Genomic DNA, 26,927 nt, shown 5'->3' on the forward strand with positions numbered 1-26,927 from the left:
GGGCAACAGGTCCGTAATGGCCGATTGACACTGTCGACGTCGGTCGGTTCAGGACCACCTGAGGGACGGCCGCGACGAAGGGACAGACGGTTGACCTACAAGGCCGAGTACATCTGGATCGACGGTACCGAGCCGAGCGCGCGGCTTCGCTCGAAGACGAAGATCCTCTCCGACGGCGCCGAACTGCCGGAGTGGGGCTTCGACGGTTCGAGCACCAACCAGGCACCCGGTGACAACTCGGACTGCGTACTCAAGCCGGTCTTCTCGTGTCCCGACCCGATCCGCGGCGGCGACCACAAGCTGGTGCTGTGCGAGGTCTACCTTGTCGACGGCACCCCGCACCCGACCAACAACCGCGCCAAGCTCCTCCCGATCGCCGAACGGTACGCCGAGCAGGATTCCTGGTTCGGCATCGAGCAGGAGTACACCTTCTTCCAGGAGGGGCGTCCGCTCGGCTTCCCGGCCGTCGGCTTCCCCGCCCCGCAAGGGCCGTACTACTGCGGCGTCGGCGCCGACGAGGTCTTCGGCCGCGAGATCGTCGAGAAGCATCTGGACGCCTGTATCGAGGCGGGCCTGAAGATCTCCGGTATCAACGCTGAGGTCATGCCCGGCCAGTGGGAGTTCCAGATCGGCCCGGTGGGTCCGGTCGAGGTCGCCGACCACCTGTGGGTAGCCCGCTGGCTGCTCTACCGCATCGCCGAGGAGTACGACGTCGCCGCGACCCTGGACGCCAAGCCGGCCAAGGGTGACTGGAACGGCGCCGGTGCGCACACCAACTTCTCCACCCGGGCCATGCGCGAGGGCTACGACGCGATCATCACCGCCTGCGAGTCCCTCGGCGCCCCGGGCAAGGTCGAGGAGCACATCGCCGGCTACGGCGACGGCATCGAAGAGCGCCTGACCGGCGCCCACGAGACCGCCCCGCACGACGTCTACAGCTACGGCGTCTCCGATCGCGGCGCCTCGGTCCGCATCCCCTGGCAGGTAGAGGTAGATAAAAAAGGCTACATCGAGGACCGCCGCCCCAACGCCAACATCGACCCCTACAACGTCACCCGACTCCTGGTGAACACCTGCTGCACCGCTTTGGAAAGAGCCGGCCAGGTCTGACCACCCCACCCCAAAAGCACAAGAAGGCCCCCGGGAAATCTGAACCGCGGGGCCTTCGGCATGCGACGTCAGTCCTCGTCGGTCTTGCCGGATTCGAGGTTGGACTTGATGAGGTCCGTGACGGTGGAGCCGGCGAGGGTGGTGACGTCGCCTGTCTCGCGGTTCTCGGCGACGTCGCGGAGGAGGTGGCGCATGATCTTGCCGGAGCGCGCCTTCGGGAGTTCGGCGGCGACCGTGATCCGGCGCGGCTTCGCGATCGGTCCGATCTCCTCAGTGCGGTGGTTGCGGAGCTCTTGGACCACGTCCGGACCGACGTCCCCGGCGTCCGAGCGGAGGATCACGAAGGCGCCGATCGCCTGACCGGTGGCCGGGTCGGACGCACCGACAACGGTGGCTTCGGCGACCGTCGGGGCGCGTATTCGGTCCGCACGCGTGGCCCAGCATCGCGAGGATGGTCCATCGGTGCCATGACGTCCAGCGCCGGACCTGGTGCTCATCCAGGCCGGTCAGTCCCTTACCCGCTTGGAAAGACTCTTCGATCGTCCACCGGCGTCCGGCCACCGGCCCAACTCCCCTGATCAGGAACTACGGCTGGAGTACTAGGACGGGATGCCTAGAGCGCTTCGGGGCGTGCAGGAGTCCCTTGTTGTCCTCGTCTTCAGAACGGATGCCGGTGCGAACATCACTCGCGCAGCGCCAGGCGAAGTAGCGGGTCCTGATCGGATACGACGAGATTCAGAGCGCCAGCCGGGAAAGCTGCGACAACGGCGAGCTCTTGACCGACGACGAGATCACCGGCGGATCGAGAAGATTCGCCGCTACTGACCACCGCCCGGCCCGTCGCCGTTGACTGTTAGTCGATCTGCCTCGGCGAGCAACAGATCACCGAACGGCTGGAACCCGATCTGTCGGCTGTACAGGCCGCTGATGACGCGGTGGATCGTTCCCCACTCCCAGATCGCCGTGGCGTCTACACCAGTGTGGGTGGCCAGCCGCTTCGCCCTGGCGTGCAGGTCGTCGCCGGCGTCGGGATTGCATCGGATGATGGTGCCAAGGTCGCATGCCCGCTCAGCGCGCAGGCCACCCGGATCGATGAGCTTGAACGTGCCGTCCGCCGCCTGAAGCACGTTGAGGTCGTGGACGTCGCCGTGTACGAGCACGGCGTGTCGGTCATCGTGGGAGCGGCGGCGACGGTCCAGGCACACGAGAGCGTCCTCGACTGTCGCTTCCGAGCACGCCTGACCCGTCTGTTCCCACAGTCGCGGCAGCAGGTCGGAATACTCGCGTGCCTTGTCGGCGCCTGTCGGCAGGTCGACATCGGGGCTGACCGGCCGCCAGAACCGGACGGCGACATCGCACATCATGTCGTGCCGTGTCGCTGGATCAGGTACCACGTCGTAGATGGCAGCCCCGAGTCGCTCGAGCAAGAGTGCGCCGCGGTCGAGGTCCTCGCGCAGCAGGCTCGCGCAGCCGTCGCCGTCGGCGAGGCGCAGCGCGGTCGCCTCGAAGGTGAGATCGCGCTGAGTCCCCGGAAGGCCGACCTTGAGGACAGCGACCGTTCCGTCAGGGAGCGTCGCCTCGACGACGAGCGCCGCGTGGCCGCCGCGCAACGTGGCGCCGATGGTCAATGACCACTCCTGCGCTAGAGATTCCACGATCGAGGGCAGCTCGTCGAGCCACGCGGCGTTTCCGTCGGCGACGACCTTGTTCCACACTTCATCGGGAATGTCGAGCATCACGCGGGCTCCTCATGGGACGAGACTCGATCACCAGTCTGGGCCAACGTCAGGCCGGTGCCTGCCGGTCGGCGCGGTCGTCGGTGACGGGCCGGACCTGGCCGGGTTCGTGCCAGCCGACGTGCACGCCGCCGCTGGTGCCGTTGGCGGTGACGAGACATACCTGCCACTGTCCGGTGCCTGTGCGGCGCTGGTCGACCGGGAGAGCCGGCGCTGGTCGACGCGTAACGCCAACCTTTGCGCGGTTCCCGGTCAGGAGACTACTGGGACCACTCCTATTCGACTTGCAGCATCCGTCGGGTGCAGCCTCATGGCCACTCCGGGCGAGGCTGCCCGTTGGTAGCGCAGGCCGGAACGAACTGGGCGGTGGATCGATTGTGGGCAGGGTTCGCTGAGGGCGGCAAAGTCGATCGAGTTTCGAGGGCCATCCCGTTAGGTTTGTTCGATGCATGGTGGACCGGCGACGGTAGAAGCACTCCTGATCACTGGCACCGTTGGCGTCGGCAAGACGACAACCGCTCGGGTGATCGGTGAGCAACTGCAGAAGCTGGGGATCCCGCATGCGGTTATTGATCTGGACGAGTTGGCGCGCGGATGGCCAGCCCCGGCCGAGGATCCCTTCAACATGGAGCTCGAACTGACCAACTTGGCCTGTGTGGCGAAGAACTACCGTGCTGCTGGGGCGATGCGTGTGGTCGTTTCTGGAGCAGTTGAGAGCCGCGCCGCCGCACGCAAGTACGAGTCGGCCATGGCGATGCCGATGAAGCTCTGTCGGCTCAAGACCGATTTGGAACGCGTCCAGGCGCGGCTGACTGAACGGCACGCGCCGGGACCCGATCGGGACTGGCACCTTCGGCGTAGTGGCGAACTGGATCTGATCTTGGACGCAGGTCTGGATGGGGACTGTGTTCTTGTCGACCCGGGGCTCGACGCGCCGACACAGGTGGCGCGACGCGTGATGCGGGCGGTCGGTTGGGCGCACTCGGCCTGAAGGCATCCCGCAGCGACGAGTTGTCGCATCAGATGCAACTCATCGTCCTTTACCGGACATAAGACCTGCTATCGGCTCTCGAAGCACGGGAGTTGCATCTAATGCAGAGACTCCCGTCTGGTCGCGATTTCGGGTTTTCGAGGCGGTGGTCGACGGCTGGCGTAGGCAGATGCTCGCTCGGGGGCCTGGGCAGCCGCCCAGGACCGGCACGAGCACCCACGGACCCCGCCGCACCAGGAGCCGCACCAGCGAGAACCAAGAGGGTGGATCTTCAGTGACGATCCGGCTGGGGCCTCGGTCAGTCGATGCCTTCGACGATGCGGAAGTCGCGCTCGACGCCGTCGGAGAGGGCGACCAGCGCGTCCTGGTAGGCCGCGCTGTCGTGCGCCGCGACGGCCTGCTCGAAGCTGTCGAACTCGATCAGGACGGTGCGCTCGGCGATTCCGGCGTCATGTGCCACGACTCGACCGCCGCGGACGAGGACCCGACCGCCTCCGGCCTTCACGGCCGGGGCGGCCAGCTTGTTGTAAGCAGCCAGCTTCTCGGGGTCTGAAATGGTGCGGTAGACGCTGACCCAGTAGCCCTTGGGCATGGAACCTCCAGTGTTGGGATGAGTGCATCTGACTTACGGGTTGGTCTCGGACGAGCGTCGGCGGGCGAGAGCGAGGCTTGTCAGCGTCGTGATCGCCATGGCGCCGATGCCGACCAGCGCCGCGGTGGTGTAGGCGCTGTCGTCGGGGACGAGGTGGCCGGGGCCAGTGCCCGCGGCGAGGATCAGGCCACCGATGGCGCTGCCCAGGGAGTACCCGACGCTGCGGACGACGTAGTTGAAGCTCATGGCGCTCGACGTCTCGCTCTTGGGGGTGGCGGCCAGGATGACGCCGGGCATCGCGGCCGAGAAGCCGCCGACGCCGAAGCCGAGCACGCCCATCGCCGCGAACAGTTCGGCCAGGTCCGACCGGGCCGCCGCGAACAGGGCGAACCCGCCGCCGACCACGACGGCGCTGCCGGCCAGGAGCAGGGGGTCGGCGATCCGCGTCCGGACCCGCGGCGTGAGCTTGCCGGCGACGAACCCCAGCACCGAGAACGGGATGAGGACCAGCCCGGCGACGAAGGTCGTCAGCCCGAAGCCGTAGCCGGCGCCGTGCGGTGTCTGCGCGTACCGGGTGATGAGCGTGAGCAGGAGGTACATGCCGATCCCGCCGACGAACATGGCGAGGTTCGCCCCGGCGACCGCCGGGTGCCGCACCGCCCGCACATCGACCAGGGGCGTCGTGCTGCGCAGCTCGATGACGGCCCAGACGCAGAGCAGCACCACCGCGACGACGGCGAGGCCCGCCGCCACGGCGAGGTGCCGGCTCCATAGATTCCGTTCGCCGGCGAGGAACAGCACCAGGAGCAGCGCAGCGGCCAGGACGACCGCGCCTGCCACGTCCACGTGGGCGGAGCGGCCTTCGGGGGCTTCGGGCATGGAGCGCCACGCGGTCAGGAGGGCGGCGGCGGTGACGACCAGGCCGAGGCCGTAGGCGGCCCGTACCCCGCCGAGCTCGGCGAGCAGTGCGGCCAGCGGGTAGCCGACGCCGGCCCCGATGATCGAGACCACCGAGATCAGGGCGATCACGGCCGCGCTGCGCTCCTCGGGGAGGTGGTCCCGGGCCACGCCCATCATCAGCGCCGTCAGCCCGAGCCCGACGCCCTGGGCCGCCCTGCCGGCCAGCAGCCACGCGAACGGCAGCGGCAGCACGGTGAGCGCGCTGCCGGCGACGACGACCGCCAGCGTGGCGAGGATCGTGGCCCGCCGGTGCGGGCCGGCTCCGAGCCGGCCCAGGACCGGCGTGGCGACGGCGCCGCTGAGCAGCGCGACGGTCAGCGTCCACTGCGCGCTGCCGAGCGAGACGTGGAACGAGGTCGCCACGCTGGTGATGAGCGGCGTCCCGAGGCTGGCGACCGCCGCCACGACCAGAGCGATGAACATCAAAGCGGGGACCAGCGGCCGCGCCTCGGAACGCGCCACCGGGAACGCCTTCACCCCGCCGACCGGCTGCCCGGTCACTGCTTCGGCCCTTCGCGGTCCTGGCTTTCGAGCTCTGCCAGATGCTTCAGCGCCGGAAGGGCCGCCACCAGCGCCTCGACCTCGTCGCCGGTGAGCTCGCCGATCAACCGCTCGAACGCGTGGACGCCCGCCTGGCGCCGCGTCCGGACATAGGAGGCGCCGGCCTCGGTCAGGCACACCAGCGTGACCCGCTTGTCGGACGCGTCGCCCCACCGCTCGACCAGGCCGGACTCCTCCATCACCCGGACCAGGGCGGTCATCGCGGGCTGGGTGACGCCCTCGACCGCGGCCAGGTCGGTGATGCGCCGCGGGCCGGTCCGGTCCAGGGTGGCCAGGGTGGCGGCGGACGTCAGGCTCATGTCCCGGGGCAGGCGTCTCACGGCCCTGGTGGCCAGGCCGTACAGGGTTGCCCCGATGGCAGCGGACGCGCCAGGAGTGGTGTCTTGACGACTCATGCTCGAAGCATAGCAGTTTTATATTCATCGTTTATGGAAGTGGTCGGACGTCACGGGCAGACCCCCCAGCGGGCAGGTCGAGCCGCCTCAGCGGGCCTGGTCGCGTTCCTCCTCGTAATGAGAAGGCCGTCAGTTCAAGCTCGACACGTGGCCAGCCGGCGGCGCTGTCGTCGACGCGGACCCGAGGCTGGCGGCGGTGAGCCCAGAGGAGGCTCGGGGTAACCTCCGGGTTCGACGTGTGGAGGGTCAAACCGGAACGAAAGGAGCCGATAGACGTGCGTGAAGCGGATGCCGACATTCCGGTCGTGTCGCTCTCGGATGGCGTGGTCACTCTCCGGCCTTGGTCGAGAGATGACGCCGGGTTCATGGCGGAAGCATTCGCCGATCCCAGCGATCCGACGCTACAACGGGGCCCACGACCGACTCGGACGACCGGCTCCGCCGCTCTCGATCGAGGACGCTGAAGCGATCATCGACGAGTTCGCGTCGAGCTGGAGGGCGTTCGTCGCGGCGGAATCACCAGCTGGTGTTGCATTCGCGATCACGGACGCAGCCTCTGGTGGTCTGGTCGGCTGCTGCGGCGTCGATGACTGGACGAAGGAAGACGTAGCGCAGCTCGGCTACTGGATCGGGCCGGGCGCGCGAGGGCGCGGGTACGCGACTCGGGCGGTGGTTCTGCTCACACGGTGGTTGTTCGAGCTCGGCGCAGCTCGCGCCTTCCTGACGGTCGAGGCGGACAATGAAGCGTCAGCTGCAGTGGCCCGCCGAGCGGGGTTCGTGCACGAGGGAACGATGCGCGCACACAGCGTGTGGCAGGGCGAGCGCATCGACGTGATGTGGTTCGCGGCGCTGCCGCACGAATGGACGATGCGCGAGCCGGACCCAACGTGATGTGCAACGCGATCGGAGCCGGGCTTGTCGAGTCCTTCGGCGAGGGCAACGAGTCGGTGATGTACGCAATGGCCCGAAGGCAATACCTGACCCCAACGACCTGCACCGGCGAGCGACGACGAGCACCTGGTTGACGACCTCCGGAGGGCAGACCAGCGGGTCGCGATCAGAGTGCCTGCCTCTACGGATCAGAAGGTGCCGGCGGCGCCTGGCCGGAGCCGACCAGGCGTGAGCAGTGTCCTGGGGTGGTCGAGATGCGTGGCGGCACGTGCTCTGGGTGGCCGTGCGATCGGCGGACTCGCTGGGCAGCGGGCTATCTGGTGACGGGCTACCCACAGGCGCGCAAAACGGGGAGGCTGTCGACATGACCGGTAGGGGACGTACGGGCACCGGGGAGAGCAGACTGCCGCCGGGCCGGATGACCGAGGCGGAGTTCCGCTCGCTGTACGAGCAGCTGCGCAACCAGCGGCCTTGGGGGTCTGACGACCGGCGAGGGGCGTTGAACTACCTCACTTCCGCCGGAACCATGGCCGGCGCAGGTGAAGTCAGGCTGGGCCGGGCGGTCTCGCTCGCCGCACCGGTGGAGGGACGGGTGACGGCTGACGACCCCGAACCCGCCCGGCACCAGATGAAAGGGCCACCGGCCGCGGAGGCCGGCCGAGGCGTCGCGTTCGGCATGGACCGGATCGAGATGAACATTCACGGCAATGCCGACAGCCACCTCGACGCCCTGTGCCACGTGATCTTCGACGGCGAGCTGTACAACGGAGTGCCCGCGGACACCATCACCGAGAGCGGCGCGACCGAGTTGTCCGTCGGGGTGGCCGCCGACGGGATCGTCGGCCGCGGGGTGCTCCTCGATGTACCACGGTCTCGCGGGGTGGCCTGGCTGGACCCCGGCGACCATGTGACCGTCGACGACCTGCTGGCCGCGGAACGCGACCAAGGCGTCCACGTCGGCCGTGGCGACATTCTGCTGGTGCGGGTGGGTCACCGGCGGCGGCGGGAGGAGCGCGGGCCCTGGGATGCGGCCGCGGCCCGGGCCGGGCTGCACCCGGAGGTGATGCCGCTGCTGGCCGAGCGGCAGATCGCGGTCCTGGGCGGTGATGGGAACAACGACACCGCGCCGAGCCTGACCGACGGGGTGGCCTTCCCCGTCCACGTCCTTGCCATCAACGCGCTCGGCGTGATGCTGCTGGATTACCTCCAGTTCGATGACCTCGTGCGGATATGCGAGGAAACGGCGCACTGGACCTTCCTGTGCGTCATCGCGCCGCTCCGGCTGCCGACCGCGACCGGGTCGCCGATCAACCCCATCGCCGTACTGTGACCACCCACGCGCCCGAGGCCGCGGAGTGGTCGGCGGCCACGGGGTAGCGCTTCGGGCCGGAGCGGGCCTCCCGTACCTGGCAGGACACGCTCAGATACTCGGCGCCGGCCGCATCGTCAGGTACTGCGTGACTCCGGCGACACGGCGTTCGATGAGCCGGACCAGGAACGGTGCTGGGCGGAGTTCGGGGTCGGTGACCAGCTCGGGGTCAACCAGATGCACGACCTGACCACGGGTCTTCAGCGAGCACGAACCGGCCGCGAGGATGTTCTTCACCCACTGCGCCTCGGACCCGTACGTCAGAAAGAAGAAGTACCTGTCGTCCCGCCGGAACACGTTCAGCGGTGTGCTGTAGATCCGCCCGCTGCGCCGTCCGCTGTAAGTCACGATCCCGAACCCCGGCAGCCATCCCGCGACATGTCGCGACACCGGATTCACGTACCGCGTGGCGACATGCCGGAACCGCCACACCCGCGTCCGCCCATCTGCGCTCATGCCACCACGCTACCGAGACCTGGCGGGCGTGAGTACGTCGTCAGACCCAGCCGGTGACGGTTGCGGAGTTGCTGACGCAGAAGACATGGCGTTCGGGATCCTCGGCGGCTGGCTCTGATCACTCCAATTGACCCATGTCACCCCCTGGTTCGCACCACGGATAGGCGTCAGAAGTCTGGGTTCGAAAGGGATTCTGGCCGCGCCAGTTGATTCTCTTTGACGCGATTTCGCACCACGATTGATCCCACGGCGCCGGACAAACAGCGGCGATGGAGTACTAGGCCGAATCTGGGACGATCCCCCGGCGAATTGAGCACTATTACTCAGCCCGCGCCGGCGTCTCCGCGCGCAGACTGAGCTGAAGCCGTGCTGCGTGCGTCAAAGAGGGCAGGTCTGGGGTGCACCACGGATCATGGCCGGTCGCCACCGCCGGTCCCTGGAGCATCGTCGACAGGGGAGGAGCGCAGTCGGCATGACTGTGCGGGCCAAGCAAGCAAAGATGTTCGTCGCCGCGGTCGTGCTCGCCGTCGCGGCAGCAGGTGGTTGTGGCGGGCAACGATCAGTGGGCGGGTCTGCGTCGCCTTCGGCAACGGTGCCGCCTGATCTGGTCAAGATGCGCGGAACGGCTGCCGACGACGCCGGGTCGTACGAGTTGATCGTGGACGGAAACAGGCGGTTCCGGCAGACGCTACTGACTGGACCAGACGCCGGCGCATACGTCGTGTGGGACGGCAAGGTGTTGCTGTCCTTCGACCCGCAGAGCGATCCGAAGTACCAGCGGCAGGACAACCCGAGCCAGGACGAGTTCCCCCGAGCCACGTTCTTCTATAGGCCCGGCACGAAGGAGTTCGCCGACATGTGTGCCGCAGCGAAGCGGCTGGGCACGACGACACTGTTCGCCAGGACAGCGGTGCGCTATCACTGCGACAAGGTGGTGGCGGCTGAGGGCTCGCCGGTGGAGCCGATGGACGCGCGAGAGATCGCTCTGGATGAGCAGACCGGTCTGGTCCTGTCGAGCGGCGGCCCGGACAAACTGACCGAGGTGACGTTCGGCCCTGTGATCGCTCCTGACACGTTCTCGACGAAGATGCCAGCCGGCGGCGACAGTCCAGCGCCAGGCAGCGGTCCATCCGGACCAGGGCCGGCAAAGACCGAGGCCCGGCTCCGCCAGATCGCGACCACCACGACGACACCGATCTACTACCTCGGCGCCGAATTCCACGGATTGCCGCTGGAGGACGCGATCATCTTCACCGGGGACACCGAGGCGCAGGGTGATACCTCCCTCGACCCCGGCCAGTCATTGAACGTCGGCTACGGATCTTTTTGCAGCGAAGGCTCTTGCAGCTCTCGTATCGAGGTCGGCGCCGAGGAAATCCCGCTTGGCGGGAATATTGTCGGGTGCTCACGACTGACCCCGATTCACGGCGTACCAACCGTCTCCCTCGCTGGTGACTCGGTCGTCCTCTTCACTGGCCCGCTCGCAATCCGCGTCGGTACGACGCCCGGCGACGTCGAACTGGCCGCGCAGGCCGCGAAAGAACTGCGCCGGGTTGGTGAGTCGGCCGCGGCAGGGACGTTGCCACCTCCGCCGGCGTCGAAACTCAAGCTCATCGACGCCGCATGCGGCCGCCGCCCAGGCGAGCACGGGCCGGGCCTGTACGACGATCCGGCCCTCAACCCGGCTTCCGACGGTATGCCGGCCTTCACCGTGCCGCGTCTTGGCGGCGGACAACTGCGCTGGGCCGACTACGACGGGAAACCGGTCGTCGTGGCCGCCGGCGACGTCACCGACGTTGCCCCCGCAGTCCGTCGCCTGGCCAAGCTCACCTCCGGCGGCAAGTCGCCAACCGTGATCGGCCTGACCTGGGACACCGTCGGCGACAAGGAGCATCCCGCGCCGACAGCCGAGATCCAACGGAAGGCCGGCGAACTGCCGGTCCCGGTCGGCTACCCGGCCACTGAGCCTGCCGTATGGCTCAGCGACGCCGCGGGCATCGATCCGAGCCAGTCCGGAGTGATCGGATTCCTCGACAGCAAAGGCATACCGTCGACCTTCCTGCCGACCGACGCCTCCGACGCCGAGATCCGCGCCGCCCCCGGCAACTTCACTAGTCATCTCGCACCGTCGTTCGCCGGGACGCTGGACCGCGTGCTGCAGCCTCCATCGACGTCGCGACCGACAGGAGCAATGCCCTGACCGAGCGGGAGACCCCGGCTCACCAGGCGGGTAGTCCATCCGCGCGTCGATAGCGGGCCTTCGCTGTGATGAAGGATGTTGAGCAGTCGGACGGGGCTTGATTGGTCAGCGCCTCGGCGGGGGGTGGGGTTTCTTGCCTATGGCATCTATTTCGGCTTCATCTGCCAGGCCGAGAGCTATTGGATGTTTTTCCAGGCCTTCTTCCTGCCCGCACTTGTGGTGGTCAACTTCGTCCGCGCCGCCATCGCGCGCCGCGCGGAGCGACTGCAGGTGAAGCAGGACTGGGGCACCAAAAGCAGCCGCCGCCGAGGGGCGGCGGCTGCTTTGGGCTACTTCAGGTGGTAGGCGGAGATGACTGTTTGGTCCGTGGTGTTGTTGTCTCGGTCGGTGAGGTGGGCTCGGAGGGAGACCGTGGGGCCGGCCGGGGTGGAGAAGGTGGCCGCGTAGCCCGTCGGGGTTTTGCGGATCGTGGTTGTGGTCCAGGTGGTGCCGTTGTCGCCGGAGACCTCGACCTCGAGGGACCTGAGGTGCTTGGCGCCGTCGATCGTCAGTGGCAGGTCGGTGACTGTGGTCCGCGCGGCCTGGTTGTGGTCGTCGACCTTGGGCTGGAAGCGCATGGTGCTGATGGGTAGCGCTGTCTGCTTCGTGGTTGCCGCGGAGGTGAAGGTGGCGGTCAGGTCTACTCGGGTCGCGAAACCGGTGATCGACTGGGTTCCGGTGGTCACGAACCTGTACGCCGCCTTGGCCGCCGGCAGGCCGTTCACGTTCATCACGCCGAAGCTGGTCCCGGTCGCCACCTGCTCGCCGTCGCGGTAGAGGGTGCTGCTCGCGGAGTCGGTGGCCGTGCGGCCGTAGTGTCCGTCCGCGTCACCCAGGTTCCCGACCAACAGGTACAGGTTCGCATCGGTCCTCGCCGCCAGGTAGACCCGTGGGCCGAAGGCGGCCGCGTTCCACCGCTCTTCGTAGGTCCGGCCGGCGCGGTACACCTGCGGGGAGACGGTCTCCATATTCCAGTACTCACGCGGCGGGAAGCCGTCCGCCTGGACGCTCGCACCGGCCGTCCAGCCGTCCGGCAGTTCGTCGTAGGAGTAGCGAACCGGTTGCGTCGTGTCGAACTTGATTCCGCTGGCAAGTAACAGGGTGCCGGGAATCTCCGGCCAGACGAACCGCCAGGTGGGCGTATCGATGGTCGCGTTGATCGTCGAGTTCACCACCGCCAACTCCGGTTGCCGCACCACGCGCTGAAGACCGGTCGGGAACACACCGGGTTGGGTTTTCGCCAACGAGTACACGTACGGCGTGTTGGTGGGCGACCCGTCGTCGCCCCGCTTCGCCAGCGTCGCCGTCACAAAACCGGTCAACTGGTCGGCCGCAAGCGCCGGCCCGGTGCTAAGGGTGTAGAGCGCATCCCGTCCGACAGCCGTGGACGAGGAGAAGACAGGCCCATCGGGCTCGGCCGACCGCCGGACGTAGCCGGCCAGTTCCTCGAGCTTTGCCGCCCCGGCCTCGGGCACGGTGTGAGTCACCGGCTTGGCTTTGCGGGCGTCGAGGACGACAGTCCGATCGGCATCGAGCTTCACGCTCGGAGCCACCAGCTTGTAGACCTCCCAGTCCTCCGCAGCCCGCTCGTACTCCAGCATATGGTCGACTGCGTACTCTCCCTTCGGGAGCTTGAGCGTCAGCGTGCCGTCGGTGTCGTATCCGTTGAGCTCCGGGTGGTTGACGTCGACAATCAGCACCGGGTTGTCGGACGGCGCGCCCGCGGGGTTGATCGTCTGCACCGTCAGGTTGTAGCTCGCCACCTCCCGCTCCACCGTGACTGGTACGCCGATCGCCGTGCCGGATCCCGTGGCTGTGATCCGGCCGGAGTAGAGGCCGTCCGGCCCGTTGTCCTTGGTGGTCGACGTGACGTCGACCGACGCGGTCCCGCCGGCCGGCACCGTGACAGTGCTGGCGCTCAAAACCAACGCACCCGCCGGAGCCGCGGTGCCCGAAGCGTCGTTGAATGTTGCCGCCAGGTTCAGCGTCGCCGCCTGGTCACCGAGATTGCGATACGTCAGCTTCTTCACCACCGGCTCGTCGTCCGTGTGCGGGTACGACGCCAGTCCGAACGACATGCTGCTCGTCTCGGCGATCACGTTCTGCTTGATCGCCGTCGTCAGGTCGATCCGCCCAGCACCCTGCTGGAAGACCGTCTGATCCGCGATCACCTTCGCCGAACCCATCAACGTGCTCTTCAGCTCACCTGCCTTCCACGACGGGTGTTCCTGCACCAGCAACGCGGCAGCGCCGGCAGTGTGCGGAGTCGCCATCGACGTACCGGACAACCGCAGGTACTGGTCACCGACCGGCTCGCCGATGATCGAGTCCTTCGACTTCGCCGCAACGATGTCGGTACCCGGTGCCGTCACGTCGGGCTTCAGTGCGCTGTCGCCCACTCGCGGACCGCGGCTCGAGGTCGGGTTCAGCTGGTTCTGCTTGTCCACATTGCCGACCGTCAGTGCAGCATCCGCGCTGCCCGGCGACGCGATGGTCCGGTCACCGGGACCTTCATTGCCGGCAGCAACCACAAACAGCGTGCCGGTCTCCGCCGTCAGCTGATTGACGGCCGCCTCCAGCGGATCGACCTCCGGAGTATCCGGCCCGCCCAGACTGAGGTTGACGACGTTGGCCTTGATGTCCTTGGCGGCCCATTCCATCCCGGCCAGGATCGCCGAGTCCGAGCAGGACTCACTGCTGTCACAGACCTTGCCGTCGTACAGCTTTGCGTCCGGCGCCACACCCTTGTACTTCCCGCCCGACGCCGCGCCGGTCCCGGCGATCGTCGACGCGACATGCGTACCGTGCCCGACGAGATCGCCGTCCGCCTCCTCGGTGAAGTTCTTGCCGCCGGCAACCTGTGTCGCCAGGTCGGGATGCGACTTGTCGATCCCGGTGTCCAGTACGGCGACCGACACGCCCTTGCCGGTGTATCCGGCCGCCCACGCCGTCGGGCCACCGATCTGCGGCACCGACTGATCAAGCGTCACGCGACGCTTGCCGTCCAGCCAGATCTTCCCGGAAACCGTTCCCAGGAAGGATCCTGCCTTCGCCTTGTCCACCCTCAACGCCGCGCCGTTGATCGACGGCAACTGCCGAGCGACCCTGGTGCCAGCCGGTACGACGCGCTTCGCCTTCCCGTCGTACGCCGCGAGCACCGGGATCACCTCGGACGACGCGTCGTCGTACCCGGCCTTGATCAGACCGGTCACGTCGAACAACCGCTCGTCCAGGCGCCCGGCACCGATCGACTTGCCCGCGTCCGACGGGATCACGTACGAGTGACCCTGGTTCCGGAAGGTCTGGAAGGCGATGTGTTCCCGGCCCGGTCCTCGCTCGATGGACTGCTTCGCCGGATCACCGCCGTGCAGCACCACGCGGTCGCCGGTGATCAGCGTGACCTGTACGTCTCTTCCCCTAGCTGTGGTGGGTGGCGCTGCCTGCGCGTTCACTCCGGACAACGCGAGGCCCGCGATCGCCAGTGCGGCAACCGCAGGTCCCGTTCTCGATCTTTGAGCCATTTAGGGCCCTCCCAGGTCTCGGTCGTGGACAGACCAGAGACGGACCGGCCGAGACCTGGGGTTGCATCGTCAGCGAATCTGGTACGCACCAATAACGGATTGCGTGGTGTTGTGACCGGCCCAGCGTCCATACCAAGCTGTGGCGGACGAGGGCCGGTTCGGGAGCGGCGATGCGATCGCTGTCGCCTGGTTGACCTGCGAGGCGTTCGCCGCCTATTGTCCGGCCAGCTTGGCCACGACCGGCGCGAGTGTGTCGGCAAAGTCGGCGCCGATGACGAAATAGGAGAAGCCGATCTCCTCGCGACGTCGTTGGATTTCTTCGGCAGCTGCCGCGGGGTCACTCGGAAGGATGACGAGCGAGTCGGCCGCGCGAAGCGCTGCGGTGTCGAGGTTGGGCGGCGCCATGAACGGAGCGACACCGTCACCGACAGCGGCGACGTGCTGGGCGAGTTCGATGTTCCGGCCACCAGGGAAGTCGCGTACCCGGTTCGTGGTTTCGACCCGATCATCTTCCGGCGAGAGTACGAACGTGACTGCGTCAGCGACTTCGAGCGCCAGCGCCTGCGACTTCGGTCCGCTCACCGCCATGACAACCGGCGTGTGCAGATCGGGGCCGTCGAACCTACGCAGGGCGGCCACGGTCTCGCGCATCCTGGCACGACGCTCAGCTGGGGAGACGGCAGGACGCCCCAGCTCGACTTCGATCCCGGGTCGGCCGGCGCCAATGCCCATTTCGAAGCGACCTTCCGTGAGTACTGAGAGTGAGTGGGCCTCCCAGGCTGTGCTCCATGGTTCGCGCAGCGCAGCGGCATAGACCCACGAGCCGATCCGCAGGTCAGCGAGCGCGGCAGCGGTTGCCAGCGTGGGGCCAATTGCTGGTTGCCATGTAGGGACGTCGGGCATCAGCAACGTGGAGTAGCCGCTGTCGGCGATGCGGCGCACGCGGTCTCGCCACGTCGGCAGGTCAGAACCGATCGGCGCAACGACCCCGAATCGGAACGGTTTGGTTACCCGGCTGGCCTGGTCGTTCATCGTGGTTCTCCTTGAGGCTGGGACCTTGTTCGGTCTGGTTGCTCTATCCACGAACCCGCCTCCCAGGATTCGACAACCCCGCCCAAGAACGTCGACACTTCGATCGGAGATGAACCGCCGTGGTCGGCGATCAGTCTCCAGATCGCAAGATCACCGGGCATCTTCCGTCCCGGAAACTTACCCGACGAACGATCCCACCCACTTCCAACTGGTACCGGCGGGTGTTGGAGTGACGGGAGTTGCCACAGCTGGGGGGTCTGCCCGGCGCCGGAGGTCCAGGTGGGCGGCCGGTCGGCTGAACCGGCTGGCCGACCATTTCCATAAACGATGGTACCGTGATACGCGGTTATCGCCTGATGATCGAAAACACCTCGAAAGACGCACGGTTGCTGATGGCAAGATGCGGAGGTGCTACACCTGAACACCACGAGCGAGGGCAGGTAGACGAACTCATGCAACTGGCTACCGACACGATCCGAGCCGCCGTCCGCACCGCACTGTCGGAGGACCACGCAGCAGACGATGTGACCACTCGATGGAGCGTCCCTGAGCAAATGGACGTCGAGGCAGTGATGATCGCGAAGCAGCCGGGACGAGTAGCGGGCCTACCACTGACAGAAAGCGTGTACGACGCGATCGACCCGTCCGTTGCGGTGCGACCGGCCGTTGCCGACGGCGACCCGGTTCGCGCCGGGCAGCCGCTCGCGTGGATCAGTGGACCGGCGCGCTCGATCATCACCGGCGAGCGGGCGGCGTTGAACTTCGTCCAGCGGATGTCGGGCATCGCCACCCTGACCTCCGCGTTCGTGGCCGCCATCGGGCAGCACGAGGTGAAGCTTCTCGACACCCGCAAGACAGCGCCCGGCCTCCGGGCTCTGGACAAGTACGCGGTGACCTGCGGCGGCGGAACCAACCACAGACTCGACCTCGCCGCAATGGTGCTTCTGAAGGAGAACCACCTGGCTGCCGCAGGTGGCGTCCGCTCAGCCGTCCGAAGGGTCCGCGACGGCATGGCTGCGACCCGCCGGCACCTGGCCGTCGAGGTCGAAGTCACCACCCTGGCCGAGGCCTACGAGGCATTGGACTGCCAGGTCGAGTGGATCATGCTCGACAACATGTCCACCGACGTCATCAGGTCAGTGGTCGAGCAGCGTGACGCATCCGGATCCGGATGCCGGCTCGAGGCCTCCGGCACCATCAGTCTCGAGACTGTCGCCGACATCGCCGCCAGCGGAGTCGACGCCGTGTCCGTCGGCGCGCTGACGCACTCGGCACCGGCGCTCGACACCAGCCTGCTGATCAGTCCGTTCGAGCCTCAGGAGCAGACTGTGCGGCCGTGAGCCGGATCATCGAGGTGGGCGCAGTACGGCGAACGGGTCGGTCACCGTCAACTCGCGGGCCACGAACTTGTAGACCGCGGCGGGGCGCCCGCCGGACTGTCCGGGCCGGGCGGTCCGCTCGGTCGGGCCGATGACCTGTCGCCGGGTCAGAACTCGGGTCAGATTGGTCGCGCCGAGCTCATAGCCCAAGGCGGCACTGAACAGGTCGCGTAGTTCGGCGATGGTGAACTCAGCCGGAGCCAGAGCGAACCCGATGTTCGTGTACGAGAGCTTCGCCCGTAGCCGCCCCACGGCCGCGTCGATGAAGTAGTGGTGGTCGAACGCCGTACGCGGCAACTCGTCCACCCGGTGCCAGGCCGTGTCGGCCGGCAGATTCGGTTGTACGTCGGACGGAACGAGCCCGAGGTACGCGGTCGCGAGGACCCGCGCCCGCGGATCTCGATCGATCGCACTGTGGGTGGCCAACTGCTCCAGATGGGCGACATCACGCACATCGACCTTCGCCGCGAGATGACCGGTGATCGCCTCCCTGAGCCGTTCCGTGGGCTGCACGCCACCCCCGGGCAGCGCCCAGCGATACCTGAACGGGCTCTGCCCGCGCCGCCACAGCAGGACGCACAGATTGCCGTCACGGACGGAAAGCACCACGGCCAGCACCTCGTGCGGATAGCTGGGGATGTTGACCGGATCACTTTTCTTGGCGACGGGCATGTCGCCGATGATACCGTCACCCTAGTTATCGCCTAACGGGCGAAAACTATCCGAGGGAAGGGAACAGGCAATGTCCGTTGCCCAGAGCACTGCGACGACCTGGTCGGGAGAGGTGCGACGCCTGGCCCGCGAGCGGGACGCGGTCGTCCTCGCCCACAACTATCAGGACCCCGCGATCCAGGATGTGGCCGATCATGTCGGCGACTCGCTCGAACTGTCGCGGCTCGCCGCCAGCACCGACGCATCGACCATCGTCTTCTGCGGCGTGCACTTCATGGCCGAGACCGCGAAGCTCCTCAGTCCGGACAAGACCGTGCTGATCCCCACGGCCCAGGCCGGGTGTTCGCTGGCCGACACGATCGACGCCGATCAGGTGCGCAAATGGAAGGCCGAGCATCCCGGGGCTGCGGTGGTTGCCTATGTCAACACCAGCGCCGCGGTCAAGGCGGAAGCCGACGTGTGCTGCACGTCGTCGAATGCTGTGGACGTGGTGGAGTCGATCCCGGCGGACCAGCCGATCCTGTTCCTGCCCGACCAGTTCCTCGGCAACCACGTGCGACGGCAGACGGGGCGCGACAACATCCACGTGTGGATGGGTGAATGCCACGTCCACGCCGGGATCAGTGCGGCCGATCTGCGGGCCCAGGTGGCGGCCGATCCGACGGCCGAGGTTCTGGTGCATCCGGAGTGCGGCTGCGCGTCGTCGGCGATCTGGCTCGCCGGCGTCGGTGATCTGCCCGCGGACCGGACCCGGATTCTCTCGACCTCCGGGATGCTCGGCGCCGCTCGCGACATGACCGCGAAGACGGCGCTGATCGCGACGGAGATCGGCATGCTCCATCAGTTGCGCAAGGTCAACCAGCGTACGACTTTCCGGCCGGTGAACCCGAAGGCCTCGTGCCGCTTCATGAAGATGATCACGCCTGAACTGCTGCTGCGGTGCCTCCGTGAGGGCCGCGACGAGGTGGAGGTGCCATTCGACGTGGCCGAGCGCGCCCGGCAGTCGGTTGAGCGGATGGTTGCCATCGGCAGACCCGGTGGTGCTCGGTGAGACGATCCGCCGACGTCGTCGTCATCGGCAGCGGTGCGGCCGGCCTGTCGGCCGCGCTGGGCCTGGCGGCGACCCGGAACGTACTCGTTGTCAGTGCCGGTTCCGGGAGTACACCGTGGGCACAGGGCGGGATCGCCGCCGCGTACGGCGACGACGACCCGCTCGATCACGCCCACGACACCGAGATCGCCGGCGCAGGATTCTGCGACCCGCGCAATGTCCGCGCACTCGTCGAGGAAGGTCCACAGCGCCTGGCCGAACTGATCGCCCTGGGCGCTCGTTTCGACCGCGACAGCGACGGTTCACTGTCGAGAACCCTCGAAGGTGGCCACGACCGCCACCGGATTGTCCATGCCGGCGGCGATGCCAGCGGCGCCGAAGTTCATCGCGCGCTCCACCAGGCAGTGCAGCTCGCCGGCGTCCGGACGGTGACAGGACGGGCCGTCGGCCTGATCAAGTCGGGCTCCGGACACATCGCCGGCGTACTCGTCGAGGAGGACGCGGACGTCAGCCAGATCGACGCTCGCGCCGTCGTGCTGGCCACCGGCGGGATCGGCAACGCCTACCTGGCCAGCACGAATCCGTCGACCGTCCGCGGCGACGGCATCGCCTTGGCGCTGCAGGCCGGGGCGTCGCTGGTCGACATGGAGTTCGTACAGTTCCATCCGACCGCACTCTTCACCGGCGAGAGCACAGGTCAGCTCCCCTTGGTCACCGAGGCCGTCCGCGGTGAAGGCGCCGTACTCCGTGACCTGCGCGGCGGCAGGATCATGACCGACGTGCACCCGCGTGCGGACCTTGCTCCGCGGGACATCGTTGCCCGGGCCATCGAGTCGACGATGCGGCGCGACGGGTGCGAGCACGTGTGGCTGGACGCCCGGTCGATCCCGGAGGACACCATCCGCCGGCGGTTCCCGACCGTCCTGGCGTCCTGCCGGCGAATCGGCGTCGACATGCTGAGCGAGCCGATCCCGGTAGCCCCGGCCGAACACTTCCTGTGCGGCGGAATCCGGACGAACCGCGACGGCGCAACCGATGTGCCGGGTCTCTACGCCGTCGGCGAGGCCGCGGGCGGTGGCGTCCACGGAGCCAACAGACTGGCATCCAACAGCCTGCTCGAAGGCCTGGTCTTCGGGCGGCGCGTCGCCACGGCTCTGACCCTCGACCTGCCCGCGGAGTCGTACGGGCAGCCCAGTTGGCTGACCTTGGGCGAGGACCGCGAACCGGACAGGATCCGGGCGATCCTGACTGAACACGCCGGTATCCGCCGCGACGGCGCCGGATTGCAGACCGCCCTCGACGAGCTCGAGTCGGCGGGAGACGGCCCCCTGGCGACGGTGGCGCGAACGGTCGTCGCGGCAGCGATCACCCGGGAGGACAGCCGCGGGTGTCACTGGCGCTCCGACCACCCCCGTACCGACGAACGGTGGAACCGGCATCTTGTCATCCGTCTCGACGAGGAGGGTCTCCCAGCTGTGCGTCAGCTTCTCCACTCAGCCGCAACCTGAGCTCCGCGTCGGGTACTCCCTGGGCAGCGCCATCGGCGCCACGGCGATCACGACGCTGACAAGCCTCGCTCTCGCCCGCCGACGCTCGTCCGAGACCAACCCGTAAGTCAGATGCACTCATCCCAACACTGGAGGTTCCATGCCCAAGGGCTACTGGGTCAGCGTCTACCGCACCATTTCAGACCCCGAGAAGCTGGCTGCTTACAACAAGCTGGCCGCCCCGGCCGTGAAGGCCGGAGGCGGTCGGGTCCTCGTCCGCGGCGGTCGAGTCGTGGCACATGACGCCGGAATCGCCGAGCGCACCGTCCTGATCGAGTTCGACAGCTTCGAGCAGGCCGTCGCGGCGCACGACAGCGCGGCCTACCAGGACGCGCTGGTCGCCCTGTCCGACGGCGTCGAGCGCGACTTCCGCATCGTCGAAGGCATCGACTGACCGAGGCCCCAGCCGGATCGTCACTGAAGATCCACCCTCTTGGTTCTCGCTGGTGCAACTTGCCCGGAGCAACGACACACACCATCCCACGGCGCGCCACCGATGCGGGCCCTGACCTGCAACGACGCCGAAATCGCGACCAGACGGGAGCCTCTGCATTACATGCAAATCCCGTGCTTCCAGCGCCGACAGCCGGCCTGATGTCAAGTCACGGAGGGCTCGCCCGCGAGCGAGCTTCGCCGGTGAATGTTTGAACTTGTGTCCGATCTTGCCGCTGGCAAGATGCTGCGCACGGCGGGACTCCCAAGTGTCGTGTTTGGTAGCTTCTCGGCGTAGGTTGGAGGCACCGAGGAATTCCTGCGCGCTGACTCCGCTCGGCGTCGCCCCGGCGAACGATTGAAGCCGGCTGTGACTGCGCTGGAGACAGGCCATCGAGGATGACAATTCACGATCCTTTGATCCCCGAGGGCGTCTCCAACCCGCCACCAGACACGGACGTTCCCGCCGGGCCGCAGGGGCGAGGGCGCTCGCACGTTGGCGGGGTCGTGGCCGGATCGCTGGCCGCGGGTTTCGTTGCGGCGGTGATCCTGCCGTTCCTGCCAGTGGGCAGGGTAGATGTGGACTTCGCCACCGCGATGGTGCTGTTCGGTTTTGCGCTCGGGTGGGCGCTGGTGGCGGTTTTGTCTACTCGGTTCACCGATCAGCCACAACGCTGGGCTGTGGCGCCGGCGATCTTCATGGCGTTGTCCGGGGCGCTGGTGCTGTTGGCCCCGGACGCGGTGGTGGATGCGCTGGGGTGGGTCTGGCCGCCGGCGCTGGTGGTCTTGGTGGTCTGGGCCTGGACCCGCGCCAGGCGCGAGCTGCACAGCCGGACCAGGGTGTGGCTGTTGAACCCGGTGCTGGTCATCTTGGTGATCTTTGCTCTCGGCGGGGCGTACGAGACGATCCGCCAGTCGACCGGACCTGCGGTCGCCATGCGCGGTCAGCTCGTGGATGTGGGACCGTACCGACTCCACCTGGAGTGCACTGGCTCACGCGGCCCGATCGTGATTCTTGAACCGGGTGGCGGCGGCTCCGCGGCCTCGATGGGGCTGATCGCACCCGCTGTGGCCCGCGACAGCAGAGTGTGCGTGTACGACCGGGCGGGGCGTGGCTGGAGTGATCCTGCCGCGAGTCCGCCCGATGGTGCGCAGATCGCCACCGATCTGCACAATCTGCTGGATCGCGCACACGTTCCGGGTCCGTACGTACTGGCCGGGCATTCCTTTGGCGGCCTGTACGTGAGGACGTACGCCGCGAAGTATCCCGAGGAGGTCGCCGGTCTCGTGCTGGTCGACTCCACCGCGGCCAAGAGCACCCGCGTGTCCCCGCAGAAGGCGAGTTCTTACAGCGTCTTGAAGCACCTGTCCTCGCTGGTCGCAACGACCTCTCGGCTGGGGGTCGGGCACCTTGTCGCCGACACCGGTTTCTCGGATCTACCGCCCAGATACCGCGACGATGCGCGTGCAACTGCCGCCACCGGGAAGGAAATGAGTGGCTTCCTCGACGAGTTCGGCGTCGCGAACCGGTCCGAAGCCGAGGCCGGGGAACTCCGCAGCCTCGACGCGAAGCCACTGGTCGTCCTGACCGCCGAACTCGACAACGCCAAGGGATGGATCGCTGCTCAGAACGAGATGGCCACGCTGTCGACCAACAGCCTTCATCGCGTCGAGTCGGGGTCGACCCACGCTTCCTTCGTGGAAAACCCAGCTCACGCCGCCGCGGTCACCCGCGCGATCCACGACGTGGTCGTATCCGTGCAGACCGGGGAACCCCTCAAGGGTCCCTGACGCGGCATTCGCCGTCCGCAGATGCGAAAGGTTGGCCGAACGGATGATGCCGCAGACATCGGCGCCGACCGCGAGCGCGACTGGTATGCGACGCGCGTGATGCCGAATTGGCTCAGAGAGGTATGTCAGCTCGAGCCCTGAGCCTGCGGATAAAAAGGGCCAATGATGGCCTGGTAACCAGCTCTTCAGGCGTCAGAAGTCTGTGTTCGAAGGGACTCTGGCCCCGCTGACCAACCCTCTTCGACTCCATTTCGCGCCACGAATGATCCCACGGTGAGCGACGGATGGCGGCCGGTGCCAGCTGAGCGCCTCTTCAAGAACTCGTGTCGCCAGCATGTGCGCCACTGGCACAGCTGCGACGGGTCGGCGGTCGCTCGCGCCATCGTCGACGCCGGTTGGAAGGCCAGCCTCGTCGATCTAGCCGACGAGGAGCTCACGCTTGTCAGAACCTCGTAGGTCGCGCTCCCGCTCCCGCTCGCCGGATTGTTGCGGTCATGTCGGCGCTTCGCTCGGACCAGCTGAGTCGCCACGATCGAAGCTGACCCGCGGCTTGGCGTCGCATGCCTGTCTGTGCTCCGGGGGCGCGCAGCACCAGAGCTGGCGGCCTGCGCTCAGCCGCTGACCGCCGGGGGACTGCTTGCCGCGCTCGGGAGGATTCCAACTCGACCGACGGATTAGAAGGCCGCCGGACCGCATCGACAGGAGTCGAGTTGAGCCTCGGGAGCCGCGCTCAGTTCGCCGTTCGTCGTCTCCAGCAACTCTGTTACTCGCCAGTTCGTTCCAAAAGGTGTTCCACAGTTGCTCCACGAACTCCGACGCGCAGAGTTGGCAGGCGTGCCATCAGACACCGGCAGATTGCCTGGGAGGTGGCGTCGAGGGCAGCCTGCCGGAGGCGGCTTGGTGGCTTGTGTCGGTCAGCCGTTGATGTAGAACTCTTTCCCGTAGTGGTAAGACCCCGGGAGCGGGCCTAGTACTCCAGCCGTAGTTCGTGCTCACGGTGTCGTCGTCGCTGTCGCTATCCCGCTCCGCCGCACCTTGGATGGGTGCGGCGGGTAGTGTGGCACGCCGTGAACGAACGCGTGGAACTCCGGCAGCGAGTGCTGCTCGGCGGACTTGCACAAGAGGTCTTGATACGAGGCGCCGATGTCGGCAATCCGTTGCTGCTCATCCTGCACGGCGGTCCGGGGTTCGCCGAGATGCCGCTGTTCACGGCATACAACGCGGACTTGGAGCATCACTTCCTTGTGGCGCATTGGGATCAGCGCGGCGCCGGCAGGTCCTATGCCTCCGACATTCCGGCCGAGTCGATGACGCTGCGCCAGTTCGTCGCCGACGCACTCGAGTTGATCGATTGGCTGACCGAATGCTTCGCCCAGGACAAGGTCTTCCTCCTCGGGCACTCGTGGGGGAGCCTGGTCGGCGCGATGCTCGCCAGCGAGCGGCCGGCCAAGTTGCACGCGTTCGTCGGCGCGGGTCAGCTCGTCGCCGGGATGCGCAACGAGCAGGCGTCGTACGCGTTCACCCTGCGGAGGGCGATCGAACGCCAGAACAGCGAGGCGATCAGCGCGCTGCGGGCGATTGAGGATCGGTACACCCCTTCGGGTGGATTGACGTTCGCCGATCTCGTCGTTCAACGGGCCTGGCTCGATCGATTCGGCGGCGTGGTCAACGGGGACACTGCGGCGCTGTTCGACCGCATAGTGCCGGAGCTTCGTCACCAGTACTTCGGCGACCTCTCGGCGGTCGCGCAGGAGTTCTCGTTCGGCTGCCTGCTGCCGGATATCCTCGCGGCCGACCTCGATCGCACAGCGCGTACGTTCGAAATCCCGGTCTACTTCGTCGTCGGGCGGCACGACCAGAACACGCCCGCCGAGCTGGCGGTGGAGTACTTCGACGTGATCGACGCACCAGTCAAGGAGCTGCACTGGTTCGAGAAGTCGGCTCACATGATGCCGTTCGAGGAGCCGGCGAAGTTCAACGCCTTGCTGACCGACACCGTGCTGGGCCGTCGCTAATGTCGCGAGGCAGGTCGTGGGAGCCGCCATCCGACTCCTGGGCATGGACGCATGTTCCGTTCCCGCCCGAGGCGGTCAGTGTGTAGCGGGTGTTGTATTGACCGGACGAGCTCTGGGTGGCGACGTTCATCCTGGGTGCCAGTCCATCGGCTGCCGTGTCGCACAGATAGACAATGTCGCGGTATTCCTCGATGCACACCGTGCCCCCGTTTGCGGAGTCTGTGGCGATCCCAGAACCCGCCTGAAGCCCACTTGACACCAGCAACGAGGACCTCGGGGAACCGCATCCGGCAGCGCCAGCCGGCCAAGCGACGTACCCGCGAAGCACCACCATCACGAAGCCGGCCCCACCGACATCCCGAACGTCGCCATCACTGAACCCTATGAATAGCCGGGGCTTGTCTGGATACGGTGCGCGCCGATTGTCCGAGCGCTCGCCGTTTCGTGCCGTTGTCGGCTGGGCCACACTTGAGTCATGGCGAAGTGGTCCCCCCTCCGCGAGGCGCTCGCATCGGTCGACGATCGAGTCACCTACACGTGGGGTGAACTCGACGAACTCGTAGGTGGGCTACCGCGCTCGGCTTATGATTACGCCGCCTTCTGGAAGGGCGACCGATCGGGATGGCCCGGCTTCACAACGATCGACGTCCGGGTCGGGGACTCCGTGACCTTCGTACGACGCTCCGGGGGGCAAGCCGTGTCTCCCGGCATGTCGCCGACACTCCGATCGGTCCCCAGCACTTCAGATTCAGCGGACCTCGTTCTCGTCGGGTGCGTGAAGCAGCAGCTCGATCGTCTCGCACCAGCCCAGGACCTCTACACGTCCGCGCTGTTCCGGAAGGAACGCGCCTATGCTGAGGCTTCCGGCGCTGCCTGGTTTGTTCTGTCAGCGAAACATGGGCTCGTCGCGCCAGAAACCGTCCTGGAGCCATACGACCTGCGCCTGTCCAAGACGTCGCGTCAGTATCGACGCGCATGGGGCGCGCAGGTCATCGATCAACTCAAGGACCAGGTGGGGCCGCTCGCCGGGAAGGTCATCGAGGTTCACGCCGGCGCGGCATACTGCGAGCCGATTCGGGATCAGCTCCAAGCAGCTGGAGCACAGGTCGTCGAGCCGCTTTTCGGGCTCACGATGGGGCGGCAGCTGGCTTGGTACCGCGAGTCGAGACTCGACGCGTCTGACACACAGCGCGCTCTACCGCTTTCAGCAGTGGTGGATCTCGTTGCGCGTCTCGGCCCGGGCGGCGGCGCGCGGACGCCCGGTGAGGTCCCAGTCACCGGAGTCACCGAGTTTCGGTCGCCTGGGCTCTACAGTTGGTGGGTCGATCACGATGGCTCGCGCGACCTTACGGCTGGGCTCGGTCAACCGGTCCGCCCAGGCCTGATCTACGCCGGGCTCGCTGGTGCCACGCGGCCACGCAGCGGGCCAAAGTCGAGCAACACGCTGTGGGGCCGCATCCGCGGCATGCACCTTGGTGGCCGCCATGACTTCTCGACCTTCCGTCTGAGCCTCGGATCAATCCTTGCAAGCGCTCGCACGGAGACAGAGATTGACGAAGAGCGCTTAACCGCATGGATGCACGAGCACCTGCGGTTCGTGACAATACCTGTTGATGATGGTGACGCCCTCGACGGACTGGAGAGCGCCGTTCTCCGCGAACTAGACCCACCGCTCAACCTCGACAAGATGCCGCCGAGTCCGATTCGCGGGCGACTCACGGAACTCAGACGGCAGTACGGCCGCAAGACGCGATCACGCTGACGCGAATCGCCCGGCCAAGAGATCCCGCGGTCACCGGCTCTGACCTGCATGAACGGGGGGCCATCGGGGGGAACCCCGGCTGGTGAGAGTTCGGTGGGAACTGGTGATCGCAACGGTGAGCGTCGAAGCCCGGTCAGTAGTCGGTCCGTGCGGTCACCTGCGGCCCGTGGGTTCGCGGCCGAGCGACACGATCCTGGATGCTGTTCTGCACAGCTGGCCCGTCAGAAGTTGACAGGTACGTCTCAAGAAACCAGACAAGTTGTTGTCCCCGGTGGTGGCCATCTGGAAGTCCCTACCCTCGGGTTGATCGGCGTTTCTTCTGGGTGGCGCCTCGCCTTCGCCAGCGCCTCGCGCATGCGGTGGGACTCGCCGTTCGTGACCACGACGTTGGCGTTGTGCGACAGCCGGTCGAGCAGACCGACCGC

The 26,927-nt window shown here is 67.2% G+C and carries 22 protein-coding genes and 2 pseudogenes; 14 read left to right on the top strand and 10 right to left on the bottom strand.

Annotated features, from left to right (window positions below; genetic code table 11):
* Nucleotides 1–90: 90 nt before the first annotated feature.
* Nucleotides 91–1,110, top strand: a complete 1,020-nt coding sequence (gene glnII / locus OG555_RS27355) for a glutamine synthetase (RefSeq protein WP_329475416.1) — start codon at nt 91–93, stop codon at nt 1,108–1,110.
* Between the two features lie 68 nt (nt 1,111–1,178).
* Here the strand turns inward: glnII and OG555_RS27360 are convergent, their stop codons facing one another.
* The 3 genes and pseudogenes from OG555_RS27360 to OG555_RS27370 all read right to left on the bottom strand — a co-directional run bounded on the left by OG555_RS27360 (nt 1,179) and on the right by OG555_RS27370 (nt 2,846).
* Nucleotides 1,179–1,529, bottom strand: coding sequence for an AMP-binding enzyme (locus OG555_RS27360; RefSeq protein ID WP_442914539.1), 351 nt, complete (start codon nt 1,527–1,529; stop codon nt 1,179–1,181).
* Nucleotides 1,530–1,539: 10 nt separating this feature from the next.
* Nucleotides 1,540–1,671 (bottom strand): annotated as a pseudogene (locus OG555_RS27365) (IS701 family transposase); the annotation flags it as partial.
* Between the two features lie 257 nt (nt 1,672–1,928).
* The gene (locus OG555_RS27370) at nt 1,929–2,846 is read right to left on the bottom strand and encodes an aminoglycoside phosphotransferase family protein (protein WP_329484881.1); all 918 of its coding nucleotides are present in this window, start codon (nt 2,844–2,846) and stop codon (nt 1,929–1,931) included.
* A gap of 445 nt (nt 2,847–3,291) precedes the next feature.
* Between OG555_RS27370 and OG555_RS27375 the strand changes: the two genes are divergently transcribed.
* A complete protein-coding gene (locus tag OG555_RS27375) occupies nt 3,292–3,837 on the top strand; it encodes an adenylyl-sulfate kinase (RefSeq protein WP_329475417.1) in 546 nt (181 codons plus the stop codon).
* Nucleotides 3,838–4,135: 298 nt separating this feature from the next.
* Here OG555_RS27375 and OG555_RS27380 read toward each other — a convergent pair whose 3' ends face one another.
* From OG555_RS27380 to OG555_RS27390, 3 genes are read right to left on the bottom strand one after another with little or no spacing between them, the layout of a single operon-like run.
* On the bottom strand, nt 4,136–4,429 hold the full coding sequence (locus tag OG555_RS27380; RefSeq protein ID WP_329475418.1) for a DUF1330 domain-containing protein: 294 nt from the start codon (nt 4,427–4,429) through the stop codon (nt 4,136–4,138).
* 33 nt (nt 4,430–4,462) lie between these two features.
* Entirely contained in the window at nt 4,463–5,890 is a 1,428-nt protein-coding gene (locus OG555_RS27385) for an MFS transporter (protein WP_329475419.1), read from the bottom strand.
* Entirely contained in the window at nt 5,887–6,345 is a 459-nt protein-coding gene (locus tag OG555_RS27390; RefSeq protein ID WP_329475420.1) for a MarR family winged helix-turn-helix transcriptional regulator, read from the bottom strand. Before OG555_RS27390 ends, OG555_RS27385 begins: the two co-directional genes overlap by 4 nt.
* A 351-nt stretch (nt 6,346–6,696) precedes the next feature.
* Here OG555_RS27390 and OG555_RS27395 point away from each other — a divergent pair, with 351 nt between their 5' ends.
* Both OG555_RS27395 and OG555_RS27400 read left to right on the top strand, forming a co-directional pair.
* On the top strand, nt 6,697–7,236 hold the full coding sequence (locus OG555_RS27395; protein WP_329475421.1) for a GNAT family N-acetyltransferase: 540 nt from the start codon (nt 6,697–6,699) through the stop codon (nt 7,234–7,236).
* A 364-nt stretch (nt 7,237–7,600) separates the two neighbouring features.
* Nucleotides 7,601–8,566: a cyclase family protein gene (locus OG555_RS27400; RefSeq protein ID WP_329475422.1), complete on the top strand. Its 966-nt coding sequence runs from the start codon at nt 7,601–7,603 to the stop codon at nt 8,564–8,566.
* A 90-nt stretch (nt 8,567–8,656) separates the two neighbouring features.
* Here OG555_RS27400 and OG555_RS27405 read toward each other — a convergent pair whose 3' ends face one another.
* Nucleotides 8,657–9,061 carry a nitroreductase family deazaflavin-dependent oxidoreductase gene (locus OG555_RS27405; protein ID WP_329475423.1) on the bottom strand — a complete coding sequence of 135 codons (405 nt, stop codon included), beginning with the start codon at nt 9,059–9,061 and terminating at the stop codon, nt 8,657–8,659.
* Nucleotides 9,062–9,533: 472 nt separating this feature from the next.
* Here OG555_RS27405 and OG555_RS27410 point away from each other — a divergent pair, with 472 nt between their 5' ends.
* Both OG555_RS27410 and OG555_RS27415 read left to right on the top strand, forming a co-directional pair.
* Nucleotides 9,534–11,261, top strand: a complete 1,728-nt coding sequence (locus OG555_RS27410) for a hypothetical protein (RefSeq protein ID WP_329475424.1) — start codon at nt 9,534–9,536, stop codon at nt 11,259–11,261.
* 123 nt (nt 11,262–11,384) lie between these two features.
* Nucleotides 11,385–11,606, top strand: a complete 222-nt coding sequence (locus OG555_RS27415; protein WP_329475425.1) for a hypothetical protein — start codon at nt 11,385–11,387, stop codon at nt 11,604–11,606.
* Here OG555_RS27415 and OG555_RS27420 read toward each other — a convergent pair.
* Together OG555_RS27420 and OG555_RS27425 are read right to left on the bottom strand one after the other, a co-directional pair.
* Entirely contained in the window at nt 11,591–14,821 is a 3,231-nt protein-coding gene (locus OG555_RS27420; RefSeq protein WP_329475426.1) for a S8 family serine peptidase, read from the bottom strand. The two genes, OG555_RS27415 and OG555_RS27420, sit on opposite strands and share 16 nt — an antisense overlap.
* A 213-nt stretch (nt 14,822–15,034) precedes the next feature.
* Nucleotides 15,035–15,853, bottom strand: coding sequence for an LLM class flavin-dependent oxidoreductase (locus OG555_RS27425; protein ID WP_329475427.1), 819 nt, complete (start codon nt 15,851–15,853; stop codon nt 15,035–15,037).
* A 452-nt stretch (nt 15,854–16,305) separates the two neighbouring features.
* Here OG555_RS27425 and nadC point away from each other — a divergent pair, with 452 nt between their 5' ends.
* Nucleotides 16,306–17,193 (top strand): carboxylating nicotinate-nucleotide diphosphorylase, encoded by an 888-nt coding sequence (gene nadC, locus OG555_RS27430; RefSeq protein WP_329475428.1) that lies wholly within the window; start codon nt 16,306–16,308, stop codon nt 17,191–17,193.
* Between the two features lie 6 nt (nt 17,194–17,199).
* On the opposite strand, the gene OG555_RS27435 is transcribed toward nadC, so the two are convergent.
* Entirely contained in the window at nt 17,200–17,904 is a 705-nt protein-coding gene (locus OG555_RS27435) for an NUDIX hydrolase (protein ID WP_132195477.1), read from the bottom strand.
* A 70-nt stretch (nt 17,905–17,974) separates the two neighbouring features.
* Here OG555_RS27435 and nadA point away from each other — a divergent pair, with 70 nt between their 5' ends.
* The 7 genes and pseudogenes from nadA to OG555_RS27465 all read left to right on the top strand — a co-directional run bounded on the left by nadA (nt 17,975) and on the right by OG555_RS27465 (nt 26,502).
* Nucleotides 17,975–18,955, top strand: a complete 981-nt coding sequence (gene nadA / locus OG555_RS27440) for a quinolinate synthase NadA (RefSeq protein ID WP_329475429.1) — start codon at nt 17,975–17,977, stop codon at nt 18,953–18,955.
* On the top strand, nt 18,952–20,463 hold the full coding sequence (nadB, locus tag OG555_RS27445) for an L-aspartate oxidase (protein ID WP_329475430.1): 1,512 nt from the start codon (nt 18,952–18,954) through the stop codon (nt 20,461–20,463). Before nadA ends, nadB begins: the two co-directional genes overlap by 4 nt.
* 139 nt (nt 20,464–20,602) lie before the next feature.
* Nucleotides 20,603–20,896: a DUF1330 domain-containing protein gene (locus OG555_RS27450; RefSeq protein ID WP_329475418.1), complete on the top strand. Its 294-nt coding sequence runs from the start codon at nt 20,603–20,605 to the stop codon at nt 20,894–20,896.
* Between the two features lie 545 nt (nt 20,897–21,441).
* Nucleotides 21,442–22,725: an alpha/beta hydrolase gene (locus OG555_RS27455; RefSeq protein WP_329475431.1), complete on the top strand. Its 1,284-nt coding sequence runs from the start codon at nt 21,442–21,444 to the stop codon at nt 22,723–22,725.
* 1,067 nt (nt 22,726–23,792) lie between these two features.
* Nucleotides 23,793–24,740, top strand: a complete 948-nt coding sequence (locus tag OG555_RS27460; RefSeq protein WP_329475432.1) for an alpha/beta fold hydrolase — start codon at nt 23,793–23,795, stop codon at nt 24,738–24,740.
* Between the two features lie 475 nt (nt 24,741–25,215).
* A pseudogene (locus OG555_RS42970) lies at nt 25,216–25,362 on the top strand (DUF7662 domain-containing protein); the annotation flags it as partial.
* A gap of 153 nt (nt 25,363–25,515) precedes the next feature.
* The gene (locus OG555_RS27465) at nt 25,516–26,502 is read left to right on the top strand and encodes a DUF6884 domain-containing protein (RefSeq protein WP_329475433.1); all 987 of its coding nucleotides are present in this window, start codon (nt 25,516–25,518) and stop codon (nt 26,500–26,502) included.
* Nucleotides 26,503–26,927: the final 425 nt, after the last annotated feature.

The sequence above is a fragment of the Kribbella sp. NBC_01484 genome (assembly GCF_036227145.1).
In the GTDB taxonomy this organism is placed as follows: Bacteria; Actinomycetota; Actinomycetes; order Propionibacteriales; family Kribbellaceae; genus Kribbella.